Raw genomic sequence first — 17,177 nt, 5'->3', positions numbered from 1 at the left:
ACAGATGTCAGAGTGACGTGCTTTACGCCCGCTGCCACGTGTTACCTCACCGATATTTAAAACACTCGACCTCAGTGCCCGGCAAGCTTTGTCGCACCCTCTCCGGCCATGCGACCGAAAGCCAGGCACTGCGACAAAATGCCTCCGCCGTGATAGTCCATATAGTAGAGGTTCACGGTTTCGCCCGCCGCTACAATCCGCGGATCACATCACCGTCCTTCGCGGTGACGCGGACCTTGGTGTCGATGGTAAGCCCCCCCCCGTAAACCATGGTGATGGAAGGTGTCAGCGGGTAAAAAGCGTAGAGCCTGCCCTTCATGTCGAGCTTGGCCGCCAGATGGGCTTTCGGAGGCACGGCTTCAGGCGCCGTACCGTCTGCCCTCACCTTGGCATTAAAGGATTCCACCGTCTCCTTTAAAACCCCCGCAGGGACTCCGAGCTTAACAGCCAGACCGTCGATTCCATCTGCGGCAACAAGACCTCCGCCCGCCTTTTCAAAGAGCGTCATCGACATACCGATACGCTTTTCCGCCTGCCGCGTCTTTTCATCAAATATGAGCGCTACCTGCTGCTGAGAGTCGTCGATCTTGACCCGGTAAGGCTTTTTACGCCAGTACAAAGCCGATTCTTCGGGCTTCCAGATGAGTTCCCGATTATCTGTTCCGGAAATACCGTTGAGCCCACGCTTCCAGGACTTGAACCGCGGCTTTCCGCCTTTGCGGAAAATGTAGCCCTCCAGAGCCTGCCAGACCGTTTTCCCGATTTCCTGGGCTTCATGCGCTCAGATCAGGGGCGTCTTGGAGCCGATGCGGTGATTGTTGGCAATGGTTCTCAGACCGTTAAGAGTCAGACCGAACTTCTTCTGCAACCGGGAAAATTCATTGTTGCGCTCTTTGCCTTTGGGCATTGCAACCGCTTTTTCCAAGCCGGATCTTCCCGCATCCGTTTGAGTCCAGCTAAGGCGGTAGCCAGCGTTGCGTTGTAGATTTTTCTACCGAGCTCAAACGCCTTCTCCAGACGCAAACGCTCCTTACTGCCAGCAATGAGCGGCAGTTCAAGAGTAAACGTCGGTGTTGCTGTTTTCTTCGGCATGGCGGCACACTACAGCAAAACAACTCTGTGTGTATGCTTTGCGTTCAAATTTTTACTTCTGACTCCGCCTTGACTCCCGCATTAATGCGGAAGTTTGCGGCGGAGAAGTTCTATCAATACCGGGGGCGACGGCGCGATGAAAGATTACGTATTAAGCGATGTTTTGCGGGACGCCGCCGAGGGCGAAACAACGGAAGCAATGAAAACCGTCCGGGTCTGTTCAGTAGAGGAATTCCGGACGCACTTAAAGGACCTTCCGCATCAGAGACAGCTTCTCAAAGACTTCGGTCTCTGGGAAAACGTGCGTGCGGAAATGTACGGCGCCTGCATTCTGGGGCTTGCAGCCCTTCCCGTCTTTGAGCCGCGGCTCACACGTTTTGAGCGGATCGGCTTTTACCTCACGCCCGAAACACTGATTCTCGTGGGTAACGGCGAGAAACTGCAAACGCTGGTCTCAAGGCTCAAGGAAAATCAGTTTGCGCAGACGCCGACACCAGCTGCCATTTTTTCGACGCTTCTCAATAACTGGATTGAAGAAAGCATCGCCGCGGTGCAGAAAATCGAGCAGGACCTCATCGCCGTTGAAGACGAATTTCTCACCAATAAAGCGCGCTCGCAGCTGCCCTACCGCCGTCTTATCCTCGCGCGAAAGGACCTTTTGCAGCTTCACGCATTCTTTTATCAGTTAACGACCACGGCGGCTGCCATCCGCGCCAATTCCAATCAGATGTTGACCGACGACGAGTGTCAGCTCTTTGCGGGGTTTTCTGACCGTGCCGAGCGCGTACACCGTCATGTTGAAGCCCTGAGGGAATACGTTATGCAGATCCGCGAAATGTATCAGCTGCAGATTCAGCTCAAACAAGCCGCCGCCATGCGGATCCTTGCGGTCGTCTCCGTCATCTTTCTGCCCCTGACGCTGCTTGTCGGATGGTACGGCATGAACTTTGAATTTATGCCGGAACTGCACTGGCCCTGGGCTTATCCGGCGATTTGCCTTACTGCCGCCGCCATCATCATCGGAGAGCTCCTTTATTTCCGTAAAAAGGACCTTTTGTAAGGCTTTTTGACCGCATCCGGCTTTTGGGCACCAAGGCTTAACGCGGTATACTTTTCAATTCGTTTATTCCCGCGGAAATTCCGCACATTTTCACGAAAAGGCAAGGCGCCCATGCGCGACACCTATTCTCCTCAGGAAATTGAAGCCGAAGTCCAGGCACGCTGGGTCAAGGACGACGTCTACCGTGCAAAAGAGCACGCCAAAGACAAAAACGGCAAGGAAAAACCCAAGTACTACGTCTGCTCCATGCTGCCCTATCCTTCAGGGAAGCTGCACATGGGCCACGTGCGCAACTACACCTTAAACGACGTCCTCTACCGTTACCGCCGCATGAAGGGCTTTAACGTGATGACCCCCATGGGCTGGGACTCGTTCGGGCTGCCGGCAGAAAACGCCGCTTTGAGCAAAAAGGTCGCGCCCGCGGAGTGGACCTACCGCAACATCGCCGACATGAAGGAACAGATGCGGCCCCTGGGGCTTGCGTTTGACTGGTCGCGCGAAGTGACGACCTGCCGTCCTGAGTACTACCGCTGGAACCAGTGGATGTTTCTCAAGATGCTCGAAAAGGGCATTGCCTACCGCAAGACCCAGATTGTGAACTGGGATCCGGTGGATAAGACGGTTCTCGCCAACGAACAGGTAATCGACGGCTGCGGCTGGCGCTCGGGCGCAAAGGTTGAAAAACGTGAAATCCCGGGTTACTACTTGGGCATCACCCAATACGCCCAGGAACTTCTGGATGATCTCAAGCAGCTTGACGGCTGGCCCGAACAGGTGCGCCGCATGCAGGAGCACTGGATCGGCAAGAGTATCGGCGTGAACTTTGCCTTCCCCTACGAAATCGACGGGGAAAAGAAGGAACTTCGAGTGTACACGACCCGTGCCGACACGGTGATGGGTGTGACCTTTGTGGCGATCGCCGCTGAGCATCCCCTCGCGAAGCGCCTTGCGCAGGGTAAGCCTGAGCTTGAGGCCTTCATCGCTGAATGCGCCAAGGGCTCGGTCTCTGAAGCCGACATGGCCACTATGGAAAAGAAGGGTGTCCCCACGGGCTTTTACGTCACGCACCCCTTAAACGGCCGCAAGGTTGAAGTCTGGATCGGCAACTACGTTCTCATGAGCTACGGCGAGGGCGCCGTCATGGGCGTGCCCGCACACGACGAACGCGACTTTGCGTTCGCAAAGAAGTTCGGCATTCCGATCATTCAGGTCTGCGCCGTTGAAGGTAAGGAATTCTCGACGGATGCTTGGCAGGACTGGTACGGCGACAAGACGCTTAACCCTTACTGCATCAACTCCGGCAAGTACGACGGACTTCACATTCATGAAGCGATCGACGCGATTGCCGCGGATTTGAAAGCGATGGGGCTCGGCGACAAGCAGACACAGTTCCGTCTGCGCGACTGGGGTATTTCCCGTCAGCGCTACTGGGGTACGCCCATTCCCATCATCAACTGCCCGCACTGCGGCCCGGTTCCGGTGCCTGAAAAGGATCTGCCGGTGATTCTGCCGGAAAACCTGATTCCGGACGGCTCGGGCAATCCTTTGAATAAGTGCGAAGCGTTTCTCAACGTCAAGTGCCCGAAGTGCGGCGCGGATGCCAAGCGTGAAACCGACACGATGGATACGTTCGTCGACAGCTCCTGGTACTACATGCGCTACTGCTCTCCGGACGCCGACAAGGCCATGGTCGATGAACGCAACGACTACTGGTCTCCGATGGATCAGTACATCGGCGGCATTGAGCACGCGGTGCTGCACCTGTTGTACGCGCGCTTCTGGACCAAGGTGATGCGCGATCTGGGGCTCGTTAAGTATGACGAACCCTTTAAGCGCCTCTTTACCCAGGGCATGCTTACCGCCGAATGCTTCTACCGTGAGCTTCCCGACGGTCACAAGCGCTGGTACTACCCCTATGAAATCAACGTCGAATACGACGAAAAGGGGCGTCCGAGCAAGGTGACGGCCAAAGACGACGGCCTGCCCGTTGTCTCCGGCGGCATCGAGAAGATGAGTAAGAGTAAGAACAACGTCGTGGAACCGCGCGACATCATCAAGCAGTTCGGCGCCGATACGGCCCGCACCTTCGTGATGTTTGCCGGTCCCCCCGATCAGTCCGCCGCGTGGTCCAATTCCGGTGCCGAAGGCACGTACCGCTTCCTGCGGCGTCTCTGGAACTGGGGTTACGCGCACCGCGCCGACCTGATCGGCAGGAAGGCTGCTCCCGACTACTCGGCTGCCGCCAAGTCCGTCAAAGACTTCCGCCGTGATGTCTACACGACGCTCAAGCAGGCTGAGAGCGACTTTGACCGCATGCAGTACAACACCGTTGTTTCTGCCGCGATGAAGATGCTCAACAGCATTGACGCCTTTAAGCCCGAGGACGAGCTCGGCAAGGCCGCGCTTGAGGAATGCGCGTCGCTTCTGCTGCGTGTTCTTTATCCGCTTGCGCCCCACATCACCACCGCGATGTGGACGGAACTCGGATTTGACAAGGCCTTTGAGTGCGAACTGATCGACGCTCCGTGGCCCGTCATCGACGAAAAGGCGCTTGTGGCTGATGAGTTAAAACTCGTGGTGCAGGTGAACGGGAAACTGCGCGGCCAGATTCTGGTTCCGGCTGACGCCGACCGCGCCGCGATTGAAGCCGCGGCACTTGCCAACCCCGACGTCAAACGCTTCGTGGGTGAAGCCACGGTACGCAAGGTGATTGTGGTGCCGGGTAAGCTCGTCAACGTCGTCGCGAAATAACCCGGACTTTTACCGGTGAGCAAAACGGCCTTCGGGCCGTTTTGCTTTTTCAGGCCCGCTGCCGGCACAGTTGCCGTATTAACGCAACCGTCACACAACGCGTAGCCGTGCGTTTCAGCGGTGTTTATAGTTCGAAAAATTTCTCCGCCAACCGGAATTGTCAGCCATGCTCGAGTTCGGAATCCTTAACTTTTGGGTTTATGTGCTGGGCGCATTTGCCGTCATCATCGCGCCCGGCCCCAATTCGCTCTTTGTCCTTAAAACTGCCGTCACCGAAGGACGCCGCCCGGCGCTTGCCGGCGCGCTCGCAGTTCTCGTGGGAGATTCCGTCCTCATCACCTGTTCCTTTGTGGGTGTGGCGGCCATGCTTGCGGCGCACCCTGACCTCTTTATGTGGGTGAGAACGGCGGGCGGACTCTACCTTGCCTGGCTCGGCTTCAAGATTCTCTACAGTGTCTACGGAAAAAAGAAGACGGCAGCCGGAGAAGACCGGGAAACTGTCAGAAACAGTGCGGAAAAACGCAGTGCCGGCGCCTTCAAGGCCTTCCGCACGGCGCTCATCCTGAGTCTCACCAACCCCAAGGCCATTCTCTTTTTTGTCGCGTTTTTCGTGCAGTTCATTGATCCGGCGTTTGAGGCCAAGTGGATCCCCTACCTGATTCTTGCGGCCGTGCTGCAGTTTTTCAGCATCTCGTGGCTTCTTTTTCTCACGACGCTCGGTGCGGATGCCTTAAGAGCGGTTGCCCGGTTTCCGGCCATGGCCAAGCTCGGCAACACCGCCATCGGCGGCCTCTTTCTTCTGTTTGCCGGGAAACTCGTTCTAGACTAAAGAAAATCCCGGCCATGGCTGTACCAAAACCGGGATCAGAGTATTCATAGAAATTCCGCGAGGAAACCCGCGTCTTCAGACGCGGGAGGAATCGCGGCCCTCCTTTCTCAGTTCAGTTAAAAACATCTTTCGCTTCTCAAGAAGCGAAAGTTTCTTGTAGGAAATACCGGCAGAAATCTTTGTACCGTTCAGACGGCGCACATCGAATGCACCCGAGGAGCGTCTGCCAAAAATAAAGCCGACTTCCCCTTTGCACAGCACCTTGTCAAAGAGCCGGAAGCCGTGCACTAGGTACGGAGCCTGATGGCGCTTGCGCACACCGCCTTTGAGAATCGTCAGCTTGTGGATCTGGCGATTGTGGCGGCGCGTCTGTTTCTGAAACAGGTATTCGCCCCGACGTTTTGCGTCGAGGACGCCGGCAATGCAGAAAGCGTCCGCGCAATGCGTCTTCGGCAAGCCCGCGACGATGCGCTTGTGTTTGGTCAGATACCCGTAGGTATTCGTGACAGGCAATTCGGGATGGCGCTCGCGCAGGCGGTTGAGCACCGTCCAACGCATGAGGCCCATGAAAGTCTCTGCCCTGAAAGAAGCGGCGCGTCGCCTCCCGTTTTCCGACTCTCAATGTGATGCACGTTGAGAATCAGATCTTTCGATCTGCCTTTGCAGGCTTGGCAAACGTGACCGTCGCGGAAAAGAACGTACTCGCGCACGTTCCAGAATCTGAGCTGGTCGCCCTGCTGATAGTCCGTACCTTCGACTTCGGGATTCTTGATCTTCTGAATGTCGAAGGATGCGGTTTCAATCACGATTTTGGTGATCGGAAGCACTCGGCAAACCGCTTCAATGCGCGATATGTGCGCCTGAATGCGGTTCTCCACGGACGGCGCAAGCCAACCCTTGTGCTTCGATCGAACGCGATTATCAAAACGCGGCGCACGGCAGCGGGTCTTGCGGTTGCGTCGGGCGCGGCGAAGTGCCAAGCGATTCGAGAGCAAGCCCGTCACGTCCTGCCGCAGTTCGACCTCGGAAGCCAACAACTCTTCCTTGGCGGTCGTTGCGCTCAGGCCGACGTGCTTGTAGCCCGCATCCACACCCAAGGTGATCGGCTGCTTGGTTTCGCCCGTCGGCACCGTCAGTTGAATCACAAAGGGCGTTCGGCGCACAGGCACGGCCTTCCCAGCCCGAAGGAGCTTACGCGCCTTGGGCGGGGAGCACGGCATGAGCGGTTGCCCGCGCATATTCAACACAAAAACTTTCAATGTGTTCTCCATTGACGGATACCTCACGGGCTCCGTCTGCTCGACCTTGCGGTCGGTGGTGATCCTTCGCCAATGTTGGAAGGGGTTTGTTGTCTGAAGCACCGCTCCTACCTCTCAGAGCTTTTAACCGCAGACCGCAGAGCGCGGGACTAGGATCGACATCCCGCGGTGCCTGTTTGCGTCCCGTCTTGCGACGGAACGGATTCCCAACCAACGGAGTCCGTCCGAAAACGGACTGAGGCTAGCATAACGTTCTGCAAATAAAGCCATTAAATAGCTGGTTCTGGTATAACTGGAGGCTCCTCATCTACTGGAGCCTCCTCATGCCTCGCGGCCGCCCCATCGTTACCCCTCTAACTCTCACTCCAGAACAAGTTACCTCATTGACTCAGATCGCCAATTCACGCACGGCAGAGCATCGCCAAGTGCAACGCGCCCGAGTTCTGCTAGGCGCGGCCAGCGGAAAGCCACAAAAGGAGCTTGCAGAGGAAGCCAAGCTTTCAGTGAGCGCGGTCGCCCGTTTTCTGCGGAAGGCATTACAGATCGGTTCAATGATGGCTCTGGAGGATCTCAAGCGCAGCGGACGCCCTGCAACGATCAGTGATGATGCGCGTACTTGGGTACGTTCTCTGGCCTGCACGCCGCCGAAGGATTTGCCGGATGGGCCGACGCAAGCGCTTTGGTCAATGGAAACTCTTGCGGTCTACGTACGCAAGCATGCGGAGGAACACCACTTTGGGGACTCTCTTGGGAAAGCCTCCAAGTCTACGATCTGGACAATTCTCGAAGAAGGCGAGATCAAGCCGCACCGTATCCGCTATTACCTGGAGAAAAAGGACCCTGATTTTGAAGCTAAAGCGCAGGAAGTCCTTCTTCTCTACAAGCGAGTAGAGATTGACCTTCGCTTCATCGATACGCTCGAGGGGGCATCGCAACCGAACGGCTCCGTCTATATTTCTTATGACGAGAAGCCGGGAATTCAAGCTATTGGGAATATTCATCCTGATCGGTCGCCGCAACCCGGGAAGGGCTTCACGCGTCGTGACTACGAATATCGCCGCCACGGAACGCTTTCTCTGCTTGCCGGCATCGATCTGATTACAGGCAAAGTACACAGTCTGATCCGCGAACGTCACAAGAGCTCAGACTTTGTCGACTTCCTCAAAATGATTGATGAAACGTATGCCAAAGAATGCAAGATCTTCATTGTGTTGGATAATCATTCGATCCACACGTCGAAAGAGACGCGCGCTTACCTTGACACGAGGAAAGGCCGCTTTCAGTTCATCTTCACACCGAAGCATGCATCGTGGCTCAATCTCATCGAGGCTTTCTTCAGTAAGATGGCACGCCAAAGCTTGCGCGGTCTTCGTGTCAATTCGAAGGAGGAGCTGAGAGATCACATTGCGAAATGGATCGATGAAACCAACGTAGACCCCGTACCTTTCCGTTGGCGATGGAAGCTTGACGAGGTCCATGAGTTAATTAATAGCCTTATTTAGCAAACGTTATACTAGTCAACCAAGACTTGTTGCCAAGCCTCGGACTTCAGTCAGGGGTAGTTGACCTTTCCAAGAAAGGATTACTGATTCTGAAGGTACTCCGCCTGCAGCCTGCCCATCCGCAGGCGCATGAGATTGATGCGGCAGGCGGTTTCAGCGTGTCCGGCACCGGCCCCCGACCCGTAAGAAGCGGACGTCCAATCGCATTCAGCCTTTAAGTAGGCGTTAAACGCTTTGTTGGCGACGTCAAAGGCTTTGGCTGCCGCCTTTTTCTTTTCGGCGCGGTCAACGCTGCGGGCAACGCCCATCACCTTGTCGACAACCGCCGTGTACTGCTTCGTAACAGACGCGAGTTCTTCTCTGAGGCACTCGCCGTAAGCAACCTGGGTGCCCGCCTTACTGTAGCAGGCCGCCACCGGATCATCGGGATCCGCGGCAAAAGCGCCTGCAGCGAGCGCGATGAGCATCACACCTGTTAAAAGGCTGCGCATTGGGTCAAACCTCCGCAAAAAATGCCTTGTACACAAAAAAGCCGGCTCCGGTCATGAGAAGAGACCCGAAAAGGTGGGTTCCGGCGTGAAGAAATGCCCGCATCCAGTCACCCGCCATCAGCATCGAAACGTTTTCCATCGAAAACGTGGAAAACGTGGTGAGTCCGCCCAAAAGTCCCGTCACGACAAAAAGCCGCACGGCCGGATGCACCCCCGGGTGCTGCACAAAAAAGGCCGTGAGAAGCCCGATCACAAAGGCTCCGGCGAGGTTACAGATGAGTGTCCCCGCGGGCATCACGTCCCAGACCTTGTTAAACCCATAGGAAAGAGCCCATCTGAGGCTTGCGCCCACAGCAGCGCCCGAAGCCACCGCCGCAAGTACCAAAAACAGATTACCGTCACGGGTTTCAAACATTTTTTATTTCTTCCAGCGGTCGCGGGCCGCATCGTCGCTTTCACGCGCATCCACCCAACGGGCCGTTCCGTCGGTGAGTGTTTCTTTCTTCCAAAAAGGTGCCTCGGTCTTGAGCCAGTCCATGATGAATTCCGCCGCCTCAAAAGCTTCACGGCGGTGAGCCGAACTCACGATCACAAGGACAATGTTGTCGCCGGGCAAAAGTTTTCCCACGCGGTGAATCACGGTGACCGCCTCAACCGCCGGCCACCGGCTTCGGGCATCATGAACAATGCCTCTGACGGCATTTTCGGTCATCGCCGGGTAATGCTCGAGTTCCATGGAGCGGATCCCCGCTCCGCGCACAATGCCGATGAAACTCACGAGCGCCCCGGCCCCGGGCGAAGCGGCCTTCACGGCCTCACTTTCTTTTTCCGCCGAAAAGTCTTCCGTGCGGACTTCGACTTTGACTGTCAACCTAACCTCCGGTCACAGGCGGGAAAAACGCAACTTCATCGCCCTCGGCCACCGCAGCATCGTCTCCGGCCATGGTGCCGTTTACGGCCGCGCGGATGCGCTTAACCGTGGCAAAAGCCTCGTTGTGTTCAGAATCGTTGGCCGCAAGCCAGGCACGCAGCTCCCCTGCCGTTTTCACATCTGCAGGAACTTCAACGGTTTCTTCGTCACGGTTTAATGCTTCACGCAAAAGCGCGAAATACTTCACTTTAATCTGCACGGTTTTCTCTCTTAAATAAACAGATCGCGGAACGGATAGTAGGACACAAAGTCCCCTTCGGCGACGCTCGTGCCAGCCGGAATATCGGCCAGTCCGTCAGCCCAGGCGCAACTCGTGAGAATCTGCGAATTCTGCGTGGGGTAAAGGTCAAGCCCCCCCTTGGCGTTACGGCGCACGCGCACAAATTCCTGCCGGTCGCCTTTCTTTGTCCAGGCAAAGTCAGCCCGCACCGAAAGGGGCTGCGCCTCGACGTGCTTCATACCCTGACAGCGCAGGATAAAGGGACGCGCAAGCATCAGAAACGTCACGAAGACCGAAACGGGGTTGCCCGGCAAACCGATAAAAGGCACGCCCTTTACTTCACCGAGCGCCACGGGCTTACCCGGCTTTAAGGACACTCGCCACATGTCAATGCGTCCGAGCGCCTTCACGGCCGGTTTGATGTGGTCTTCTTCGCCGACGCTCATCCCGCCCGAGGTGATGATGATATCGGCGGTGTCAGCGGCCTTACTTAAGGCTTCCTTGGTTTTTTCAAAGGAATCAGTGACGCCCGCAAGGTCGTAAACCTCGCAGTTAAGGCCCTTTAAGAGCGCCCTTAACGTGTAGCGGTTGGAGTTATAAATGCCGCCGGGAGGAAGCGCTTCACCGGGCATCGTAAGTTCGCTGCCGGAGAAAAAGACCGCGACTTTAAGGGGTTTATACACGGTCACGAAGGCCGCGCCCACGCTGGCAATCAACCCCAGAATGCCGGGTGTTAATTTCTCGCCCGCGTGAGCCACTGTCTGCCCCTGATCCACGTCACCGGCTTTTTTGCGGACCCACGCGCCTGCCGGCGCGGGGCGCGTAAAGACGACGATCCCGGACTCAGCCGTGACGTCTTCCTGCGGCACCACACAGTCTGCGCCCGCGGGCATCGGAGCCCCGGTGAAAATCCGTGCGCAGGTTCCGGGCGCGAGTTCCGTGCCGGTCGTGCCCGCGGCGATGCGCTGGGAGACGGAAAGACGCACGGGAGCACCTTCTGACGCAGCTGCAATGTCGGCGGCACGCAGCGCATAACCGTCCATCTGGGAGTTATCCCAGGGCGGCACGCAGATGGTGCTCACAACGTCTTCTGCGAGAATCCTGCCTTCACCGTAGAGCGTCGGAATGGTCTCAGTCTCTTTTTTGGGTTTTGCAGCCGCAATAAATTCCTGCAGCGCTTCCTTATACGTGATCACTGTCGGCCTTTAAGGTAATGATGAAGTTGGCAACAGCGCCGGGGCTGTTGATGTCAAGCCGCGTGATGCCTTCGGGGAGCACCAGCGTTTCGTCGTCGGTTGCGACCGCGACCACCCCTTCTTCGAGCGCAAAAGGCTCAGCCTCCGGGCGATTGCGCCAGACAAGAATCCGCGGGATCGAAGCGTCCGCCTTAAACCCCTCCACCATCACGATGTCGGCGGGCTCAAGGCGCTTTAACAGTTCTGAAAGCGGCACCTCAGCCTCGGGGGTCTCCTTCATCAGAGCCCAGCGGTCTTTGCCTGCGAGAATTACTTCGTTCGCACCGGCCTTGCGAAAGCGCCAGCTGTCTTTGCCCGGCTGGTCAATGTCGGTGTCGTGATGCGTGCTTTTAACGGCGGAGACGCGGCGCCCGCGGCTTACGAGCCGCGCCACCACTTTTTCCATCAGTGTGGTCTTGCCGGTTCCTGACTGTCCGATAAATCCTACGGCAAACATAGTGTGGTTCCTCATGGAGGTTGGAGTGTGCTGCGGCGGTCCTCTTTTCATGCCGTCCGAAAACCCGTCCGAAAACACCCGATAGCCGCAACAGTTTACCGCAGAGGCGCGGTGCCTCCCCCTATAATAAAGGATCCGGATACCACTTCACCGGGCCCGTCCGTTGATGGGCCCTGACTCGCGTTATGACCGTTTCCCGCCGTACTCTTTTAGCAACCTTGATTGCCCTTCCTGCCGCGGGCTGCGGATTCCGGATGAAGGGGCGCTTTGATGCGCCCTTTGACACGCTTTACATTGCGCTTGAACGCAACACGCCGCTTTACGCGGAACTCGCCCGACAGCTTAAGGCGGGGAGCTGCGTAACCCTGACGGACTCAGCCCAAGGAGCCGATGCCGTCTTTACGCTTGTCAATAAAACACAGTCCCGCGACATTCTCTCGCTTAACTTTCGGGGTGACGTTGCCGAAAATGAGCTCACGCTCACGATGACCTTTAGGATCACCACGCCCGACGGACGCGACTTTGTGCCGGAAACTACGCTGACGACCTCCCGGACCGTCACCTACAGTGAGCGCGAATACTTAAGCCGCCAGAACGAAGAAGCGCTCTTATTTGCCGAGATGCAGTCCGATCTCGTAAGCCTCATTCTGCGGCGCATTGAAGCCGCCAAACCTGCGGCCGCTCCCGAGGCCTCATAAACACCATGCGCTTTAAGGAACTGGCCGGAAAACTCACGGGGGAGCCCGCAAAACTGTGGCTTGTCACCGGAGAAGAGCCGCTTTTGATGATCGAGGCCGCGGACGTGATCCGCGCGGCCGCCATAAAAGCGGGCTACGGCGAGCGGCAGATTTTGAACGGCCAGGCCAACTGGGACTGGTCTCAGGTGCGCGAAGCCTGCACCTCGATGAGCCTTTTTGCCGAAAAGCGCATTGTGGAGCTGAGGCTTGCCTCCTTCCGGGTGGGTACAAAAGGCGCTGAAGCGCTCACGGTCCTTGCGTCCGCCCCCCTTGAAGACACCATCGTCATCGTCTCGATGCCCTCGGACTGGACGGTGAAAAAACTCGCCTGGTACAAAAAGCTCTCAGCGGCCGCACAGGTTGTGGACTGCGCTGCGGTGACCGTGAAAGAGTTGCCCCTGTGGTTTCGTGAGCGCCTTGCGCGGCACGAATTAAGTGCCGACGGCGACGCCGTGAACCTTCTGACCGAGCGCTGTGAAGGAAACCTTCTTGCGGCGGCGCAGGAAGTTCTCAAACTCGCGTACCAATACCCCAAGGGCACGCGTATTACCGCCGAAATGATTGAACGTGCGGTGGGCGACGTGGCGCGTTTTGACATTGAAAATCTGATTTCCGCGACCTTCACGGGTGACGCCGCCAAGGCCTTGAGAATCGTCGAAAACCTCAAGGCCGAGGGAGAGGCCATGCCCGCCATTGTCTGGCAGTTTACGGATGAAACCCGCGCAGCGCTTTTAACCCGCACCTACATGGATCAGGGCGAAAATGTCCGTGACGCCATGATGCACGCAGGTGTCAGGGGATTTGACAAAACCGCGCGTATTCAAAGTGTCGTCAACCGCAACAATGCCCGGCGTCTTGAAGCCGCGCTCACGCTTTGCGCGGATCTTGACCGGCTTGGCAAGGGCCTTAAAGTCAAAGACCGCGACAGCGATGTGTGGCTCGAACTCGCGTCACTTGCCGCCTTTCTTGCACATTAATTTTTTTGAGGATCTGCCATGAGCGAACTTGATCCCCGTGAACTGATGGAAACGATCGGCCGCAAGGCGAGGGCCGCCTCGCGCGACATGGCGCGTGCCGCCACGGCGCAGAAAAACGAAGCTCTGAAGCTTCTTGCTCTGGCGCTCACGGAACACAAAGACCGCATTTTTGCCGCAAACGCCCTTGATGTGAAACGCGCCGGGGCTGCCGGCCTTCCCGCGCCCTTTGTTGACCGTCTCACGATCACGGAGAAAGTGCTTGAGACGATGGCGGACGGCTGCCGGCAGATTGCCTCCCTTGCCGATCCAGCAGGCACCATCGAAAGCGTGAAGCCTCAGGAAAGCGGCATCGGCGTGGGCCGCATGCGCGTTCCTTTGGGTGTTGTGGGAATCATTTATGAAGCGCGCCCCAACGTGACGGTGGACGCAGCGGCCCTTGCCTTAAAGGCCGGCAACGCCGTCATTTTGCGCGGGGGCTCGGAAGCCTTTGAAACCAACAAAGTCCTTGCCGGACTTATTGCTGAGGCGCTTTCCGCCGTGAAACTCAATCCCGACAGCGTGCAGGTTGCGCCCACCACGGACCGTGCCTTTGTGGGTGAACTCATCAAGGCGGTGAAGTACGTTGACGTCATTATTCCGAGGGGCGGTAAGTCTCTCATTGCCCGACTTGAAGCCGAAGCCCGTGTGCCGATGATCCGGCACCTGGACGGCATCTGCCACACCTATGTGGACGCAGAAGCCGATACTGACTTGGCGCTCACGGTGTGCGACAACGCCAAGACGCAGCGCTACTCGCCCTGTAACGCCATGGAAACGCTTTTAGTGCATGAAAAGCAGGCAGCGGTGTTTCTGCCGCGCATTGCCCGCATCTGGCAGGAAAAGGACGTTGAGATGCGCTGCGACAATCCGTCTTATGAAATTCTCACCCAGGCCGGTTTTACCGTTAAAAAAGCAACTGAAGACGACTGGGACACCGAATACAACGCCCCGATTATTTCAATTGCGGTCGTGCCTTCTTTCGAAGCAGCCGTGAGCCACATCGAAACGCACGGCTCACACCACACCGATGCGATCATCACCACAAACCACATGACCGCAGAACGTTTTCTGCGGGAAGTCGATTCCGGCAGCGTCATGGTGAACTGCTCCACGCGCCTTGCGGACGGCTACGTTTACGGGCTTGGCGCCGAAATCGGAATCAGCACCGGAAAACTTCATGCCCGCGGCCCCGTGGGGCTTGAGGGCCTTACAAGTCTTAAATATGTTGTTTACGGGCACGGCGAGTGCCGCCGTTAAACGAAAGGTATTGTTATGGCAAAACCACTGTCTTTTTACGCCGTCTGTCCCCTGGGGCTTGAAGAGTATCTTGCAGAAGAACTCAAAGATGCCGGCGGCACAAACCTCAAACTCGAGCGCGGCGGCATTGTCTTTGAGGCTGATATGGTCTGCGCGATGCGCGCCTGCCTCACGTCCCGCATCGCAAGCCGCATTCTGATGCGTCTCGGTGTTTCCGACTACCGCGACGAAGAAGACATCTACAACTTCGCGTGCCGCACCAAGTGGGAAAACTGGTTTACGGCGGATCAGACCTTCCGCGTGGATGTGAACGCCCGCCGCAGTCCCCTCACGTCGCTCGACTTCACGCTTTTACGCATCAAGGACGGCATCTGCGACCGGTTTGTGCACTTCTTTAACCGCAGACCCGACGTGGAACGCGTCACGCCCGACATCCGCGTCTTTGCCTACGTGAGCGAGCGCTACTGCATCTTTTATCTCGATTTGTGCGGCGAGGCGCTCTTTAAGCGCGGCTGGCGGCGTGATAAGGGCGAAGCCCCCTTAAAGGAAAACATGGCTGCGGGGCTGCTGAAAATCGCGGGCTGGACGCCTGAGATGCCGTTAACCGATCCCTTCTGCGGCTCGGGCACTGTTGCGATTGAAGCCGCTCTCACGGCAACCAACACGGCCCCAGGTCTGAACCGCCGTTTCCTTTTTGAAAACTGGGTGAACTTTGATAAGGACGCCTGGCAGGAACTCAAGGACGACGCCAAGGCGGCCGTCAACCGTCACGCGACTGTCAAAATTGCCGCCAGCGACATTTCAACGATTGTGGTCGGAAAGGCCCGTGAAAACGCAGAGCGCGCGGGCCTTGCCGCCATGCTCGAAGACGGGCGGCTTACCTTTACGCAGTGCGATGCCCGCGCCGTGACTCCGTGCGCGGATCACGGTCTGGTGATTGCCAATCCTCCGTACGGCGAACAGTCCAACCCCAAGAGCGCATCGGTTGCCGCCATGATGAAGGACGTCTCGGACAACTTAAAGCACAACTTTGCCGGGTGGACTGCGTGGCTTTTAACCAGCGACAGGCAGCTGCCGCGTCAGATGCGGCTTTCCGAATCCCGGAAAGTGCCGCTTTATAACGGCCCCTTGGAATGCCGCTTCTTCCGGTTTGATCTCGTCGCCGGCAGTTACCGCAAGGCCTGAAGCCTCTGTCAGCTTTGAAAAGCCCGGATCCGACCGCTCCGGGCTTTTTTCGCGACTTGCAGGAGTCAGCCCGGATTGATAGAATTGCGCCCTTCAAACGCCTCGATGTCCCCATCGTCTAGAGGCCTAGGACATGACCCTCTCACGGTTAGAACTGGGGTTCGAATCCCCATGGGGACGCCATTTCAGGCAATAATTGCCGCGCATGAGCGGCTTTTTTGTTGCCTGTCATTTCGAGCTTTTTGCCGCCCGGATTTCCGACACTGCAAAGCACGCAACGGCCGCGAGGACCAGCGCAAGCGGCACGGCAAATGCGTCGTTAAAGGGCTCACCGAAAATCACCAGCCCCACGGTCATTGTCAGGATCGGGTTTAAGTACTGGCAAAACCCGAAGACCGTCATCGGAAGATTCTGCACGGCGTAAGCAAAGGCAATCATCGGGACCGACGTCACAAAACCCGTACCGATTAAGGCAAGCGCGAGAACCTCATTTCCCGCCAGAAAGTGGCCGGCGCCGGTTTGGTTCAGCCAAAGGACATAAATCACCGCCGCAGGCACCAGAAGGCAGGCTTCGAGCATGTTGCTGATCCAGGGATCCAAGGTGAGCACACGCTTAAAAACTCCGTAGACGGCCCAGGTTGAAGACACGCCCAAAGCTATCCACGGGAACGTGCCGTAGCCGGCGATGAGCACCGCAATGCCGATACCTGCTGCCGCAACGCCCCAGGCCTTGAGTTTTCCCAGTGTTTCCCGAAAAAGCACCACACCGAAACAGATTGACATCAGAGGCGTCAGAAACATCCCGATCCCGAGTTCGACAACACGGGCCTGCTGCACCGCCACGACGTTAATCCACCAATTGAGTGCCGCAAAACCTGCCGCGCAAAAAAGAAAGAAGAGCTGCCGGTGCTCCCGTGCCAGGAGCCGCACGGATGCCGCGATGCCGGAAAATTTTCCGCGCAGAAGGAGTAATGCAAGGATCACCAGCGGCGACCAAATGAGGCGGTGGGCAATCACTTCCCAGCTTGCGGCCTCTGAAAGAAGCCGCCAATACACGGGCATAAATCCCCAGCACAGATACGCCGTCAGTGCTCCGGTAAAACCAACAAGTCGAGAAGAAGTCTGCATACTGCCTGCCGCGAATACACGGCAGGA

At 57.1% G+C, this 17,177-nt stretch carries 19 protein-coding genes and 1 tRNA gene; 9 read left to right on the top strand and 11 right to left on the bottom strand.

What is annotated here, in order from left to right; genetic code table 11:
- Nucleotides 1-190 precede the first annotated feature (190 nt).
- Together BQ7486_RS09810 and BQ7486_RS12410 are read right to left on the bottom strand one after the other, a co-directional pair.
- A complete protein-coding gene (locus BQ7486_RS09810; RefSeq protein ID WP_074009883.1) occupies nt 191-619 on the bottom strand; it encodes a hypothetical protein in 429 nt (142 codons plus the stop codon).
- A 162-nt stretch (nt 620-781) separates the two neighbouring features.
- Nucleotides 782-907 carry a hypothetical protein gene (locus tag BQ7486_RS12410; protein WP_268874096.1) on the bottom strand — a complete coding sequence of 42 codons (126 nt, stop codon included), beginning with the start codon at nt 905-907 and terminating at the stop codon, nt 782-784.
- A 321-nt stretch (nt 908-1,228) separates the two neighbouring features.
- On the opposite strand from BQ7486_RS12410, the gene BQ7486_RS09805 reads away from it, so the two are divergent.
- The 3 genes from BQ7486_RS09805 (at nt 1,229) to leuE (ending at nt 5,732) form a co-directional block, all read left to right on the top strand.
- On the top strand, nt 1,229-2,152 hold the full coding sequence (locus tag BQ7486_RS09805) for a magnesium transporter CorA family protein (RefSeq protein ID WP_074009882.1): 924 nt from the start codon (nt 1,229-1,231) through the stop codon (nt 2,150-2,152).
- A 111-nt stretch (nt 2,153-2,263) separates the two neighbouring features.
- Nucleotides 2,264-4,903 carry a leucine--tRNA ligase gene (gene leuS / locus BQ7486_RS09800; RefSeq protein ID WP_074009881.1) on the top strand — a complete coding sequence of 880 codons (2,640 nt, stop codon included), beginning with the start codon at nt 2,264-2,266 and terminating at the stop codon, nt 4,901-4,903.
- Between the two features lie 166 nt (nt 4,904-5,069).
- A complete protein-coding gene (gene leuE, locus BQ7486_RS09795) occupies nt 5,070-5,732 on the top strand; it encodes a leucine efflux protein LeuE (protein WP_074009880.1) in 663 nt (220 codons plus the stop codon).
- 75 nt (nt 5,733-5,807) lie between these two features.
- On the opposite strand, the gene BQ7486_RS12305 is transcribed toward leuE, so the two are convergent.
- Nucleotides 5,808-6,299 (bottom strand): hypothetical protein, encoded by a 492-nt coding sequence (locus tag BQ7486_RS12305; RefSeq protein WP_235836784.1) that lies wholly within the window; start codon nt 6,297-6,299, stop codon nt 5,808-5,810.
- Complete coding sequence (iscB, locus tag BQ7486_RS09790) at nt 6,215-7,003, bottom strand: RNA-guided endonuclease IscB (RefSeq protein ID WP_235836783.1); 789 nt, start codon at nt 7,001-7,003, stop codon at nt 6,215-6,217. The genes BQ7486_RS12305 and iscB overlap by 85 nt, the downstream gene beginning before the upstream one ends.
- Before the next feature lie 371 nt (nt 7,004-7,374).
- On the opposite strand from iscB, the gene BQ7486_RS09785 reads away from it, so the two are divergent.
- On the top strand, nt 7,375-8,493 hold the full coding sequence (locus BQ7486_RS09785) for an IS630 family transposase (RefSeq protein WP_204207017.1): 1,119 nt from the start codon (nt 7,375-7,377) through the stop codon (nt 8,491-8,493).
- 80 nt (nt 8,494-8,573) lie between these two features.
- Here BQ7486_RS09785 and BQ7486_RS09780 read toward each other — a convergent pair whose 3' ends face one another.
- From BQ7486_RS09780 to mobB, 6 genes are read right to left on the bottom strand one after another with little or no spacing between them, the layout of a single operon-like run.
- Nucleotides 8,574-8,984 (bottom strand): lysozyme inhibitor LprI family protein, encoded by a 411-nt coding sequence (locus BQ7486_RS09780; RefSeq protein WP_074009878.1) that lies wholly within the window; start codon nt 8,982-8,984, stop codon nt 8,574-8,576.
- 4 nt (nt 8,985-8,988) lie between these two features.
- Complete coding sequence (gene crcB / locus BQ7486_RS09775; RefSeq protein ID WP_074009877.1) at nt 8,989-9,399, bottom strand: fluoride efflux transporter CrcB; 411 nt, start codon at nt 9,397-9,399, stop codon at nt 8,989-8,991.
- Nucleotides 9,400-9,402: 3 nt separating this feature from the next.
- Nucleotides 9,403-9,855, bottom strand: coding sequence for a molybdenum cofactor biosynthesis protein MoaE (locus BQ7486_RS09770; protein ID WP_074009876.1), 453 nt, complete (start codon nt 9,853-9,855; stop codon nt 9,403-9,405).
- Between the two features lies 1 nt (nt 9,856).
- Nucleotides 9,857-10,114 carry a molybdopterin converting factor subunit 1 gene (gene moaD, locus BQ7486_RS09765; protein ID WP_074009875.1) on the bottom strand — a complete coding sequence of 86 codons (258 nt, stop codon included), beginning with the start codon at nt 10,112-10,114 and terminating at the stop codon, nt 9,857-9,859.
- A gap of 11 nt (nt 10,115-10,125) precedes the next feature.
- Entirely contained in the window at nt 10,126-11,331 is a 1,206-nt protein-coding gene (locus tag BQ7486_RS09760; protein WP_074009874.1) for a molybdopterin molybdotransferase MoeA, read from the bottom strand.
- Nucleotides 11,318-11,827, bottom strand: a complete 510-nt coding sequence (gene mobB / locus BQ7486_RS09755) for a molybdopterin-guanine dinucleotide biosynthesis protein B (RefSeq protein ID WP_022373576.1) — start codon at nt 11,825-11,827, stop codon at nt 11,318-11,320. The genes BQ7486_RS09760 and mobB overlap by 14 nt, the downstream gene beginning before the upstream one ends.
- Before the next feature lie 185 nt (nt 11,828-12,012).
- Here mobB and BQ7486_RS09750 point away from each other — a divergent pair, with 185 nt between their 5' ends.
- From BQ7486_RS09750 to BQ7486_RS09730, 5 genes are all read left to right on the top strand, one after another.
- The gene (locus BQ7486_RS09750; RefSeq protein ID WP_084765888.1) at nt 12,013-12,525 is read left to right on the top strand and encodes an LPS-assembly lipoprotein LptE; all 513 of its coding nucleotides are present in this window, start codon (nt 12,013-12,015) and stop codon (nt 12,523-12,525) included.
- A 5-nt stretch (nt 12,526-12,530) separates the two neighbouring features.
- Complete coding sequence (gene holA / locus BQ7486_RS09745; RefSeq protein ID WP_074009872.1) at nt 12,531-13,541, top strand: DNA polymerase III subunit delta; 1,011 nt, start codon at nt 12,531-12,533, stop codon at nt 13,539-13,541.
- An 18-nt stretch (nt 13,542-13,559) separates the two neighbouring features.
- Nucleotides 13,560-14,837, top strand: a complete 1,278-nt coding sequence (locus BQ7486_RS09740; RefSeq protein ID WP_022373573.1) for a glutamate-5-semialdehyde dehydrogenase — start codon at nt 13,560-13,562, stop codon at nt 14,835-14,837.
- Nucleotides 14,838-14,852: 15 nt separating this feature from the next.
- Entirely contained in the window at nt 14,853-16,022 is a 1,170-nt protein-coding gene (locus BQ7486_RS09735; protein ID WP_074009871.1) for a THUMP domain-containing class I SAM-dependent RNA methyltransferase, read from the top strand.
- Between the two features lie 107 nt (nt 16,023-16,129).
- Nucleotides 16,130-16,205: transfer RNA gene (locus BQ7486_RS09730), tRNA-Glu, on the top strand.
- A 45-nt stretch (nt 16,206-16,250) separates the two neighbouring features.
- Here the strand turns inward: BQ7486_RS09730 and rarD are convergent.
- Nucleotides 16,251-17,150: an EamA family transporter RarD gene (rarD, locus tag BQ7486_RS09725; RefSeq protein WP_074009870.1), complete on the bottom strand. Its 900-nt coding sequence runs from the start codon at nt 17,148-17,150 to the stop codon at nt 16,251-16,253.
- Nucleotides 17,151-17,177 lie beyond the last annotated feature (27 nt).

Origin of the sequence: Duodenibacillus massiliensis, assembly GCF_900128485.1 — a bacterium.
GTDB classification, from domain to species: domain Bacteria; phylum Pseudomonadota; class Gammaproteobacteria; order Burkholderiales; family Burkholderiaceae_F; genus Duodenibacillus; species Duodenibacillus massiliensis.
The sequence above is the reverse complement of the archived record's forward strand: the minus strand, read 5'-3'. Positions and strand labels throughout refer to the sequence as shown.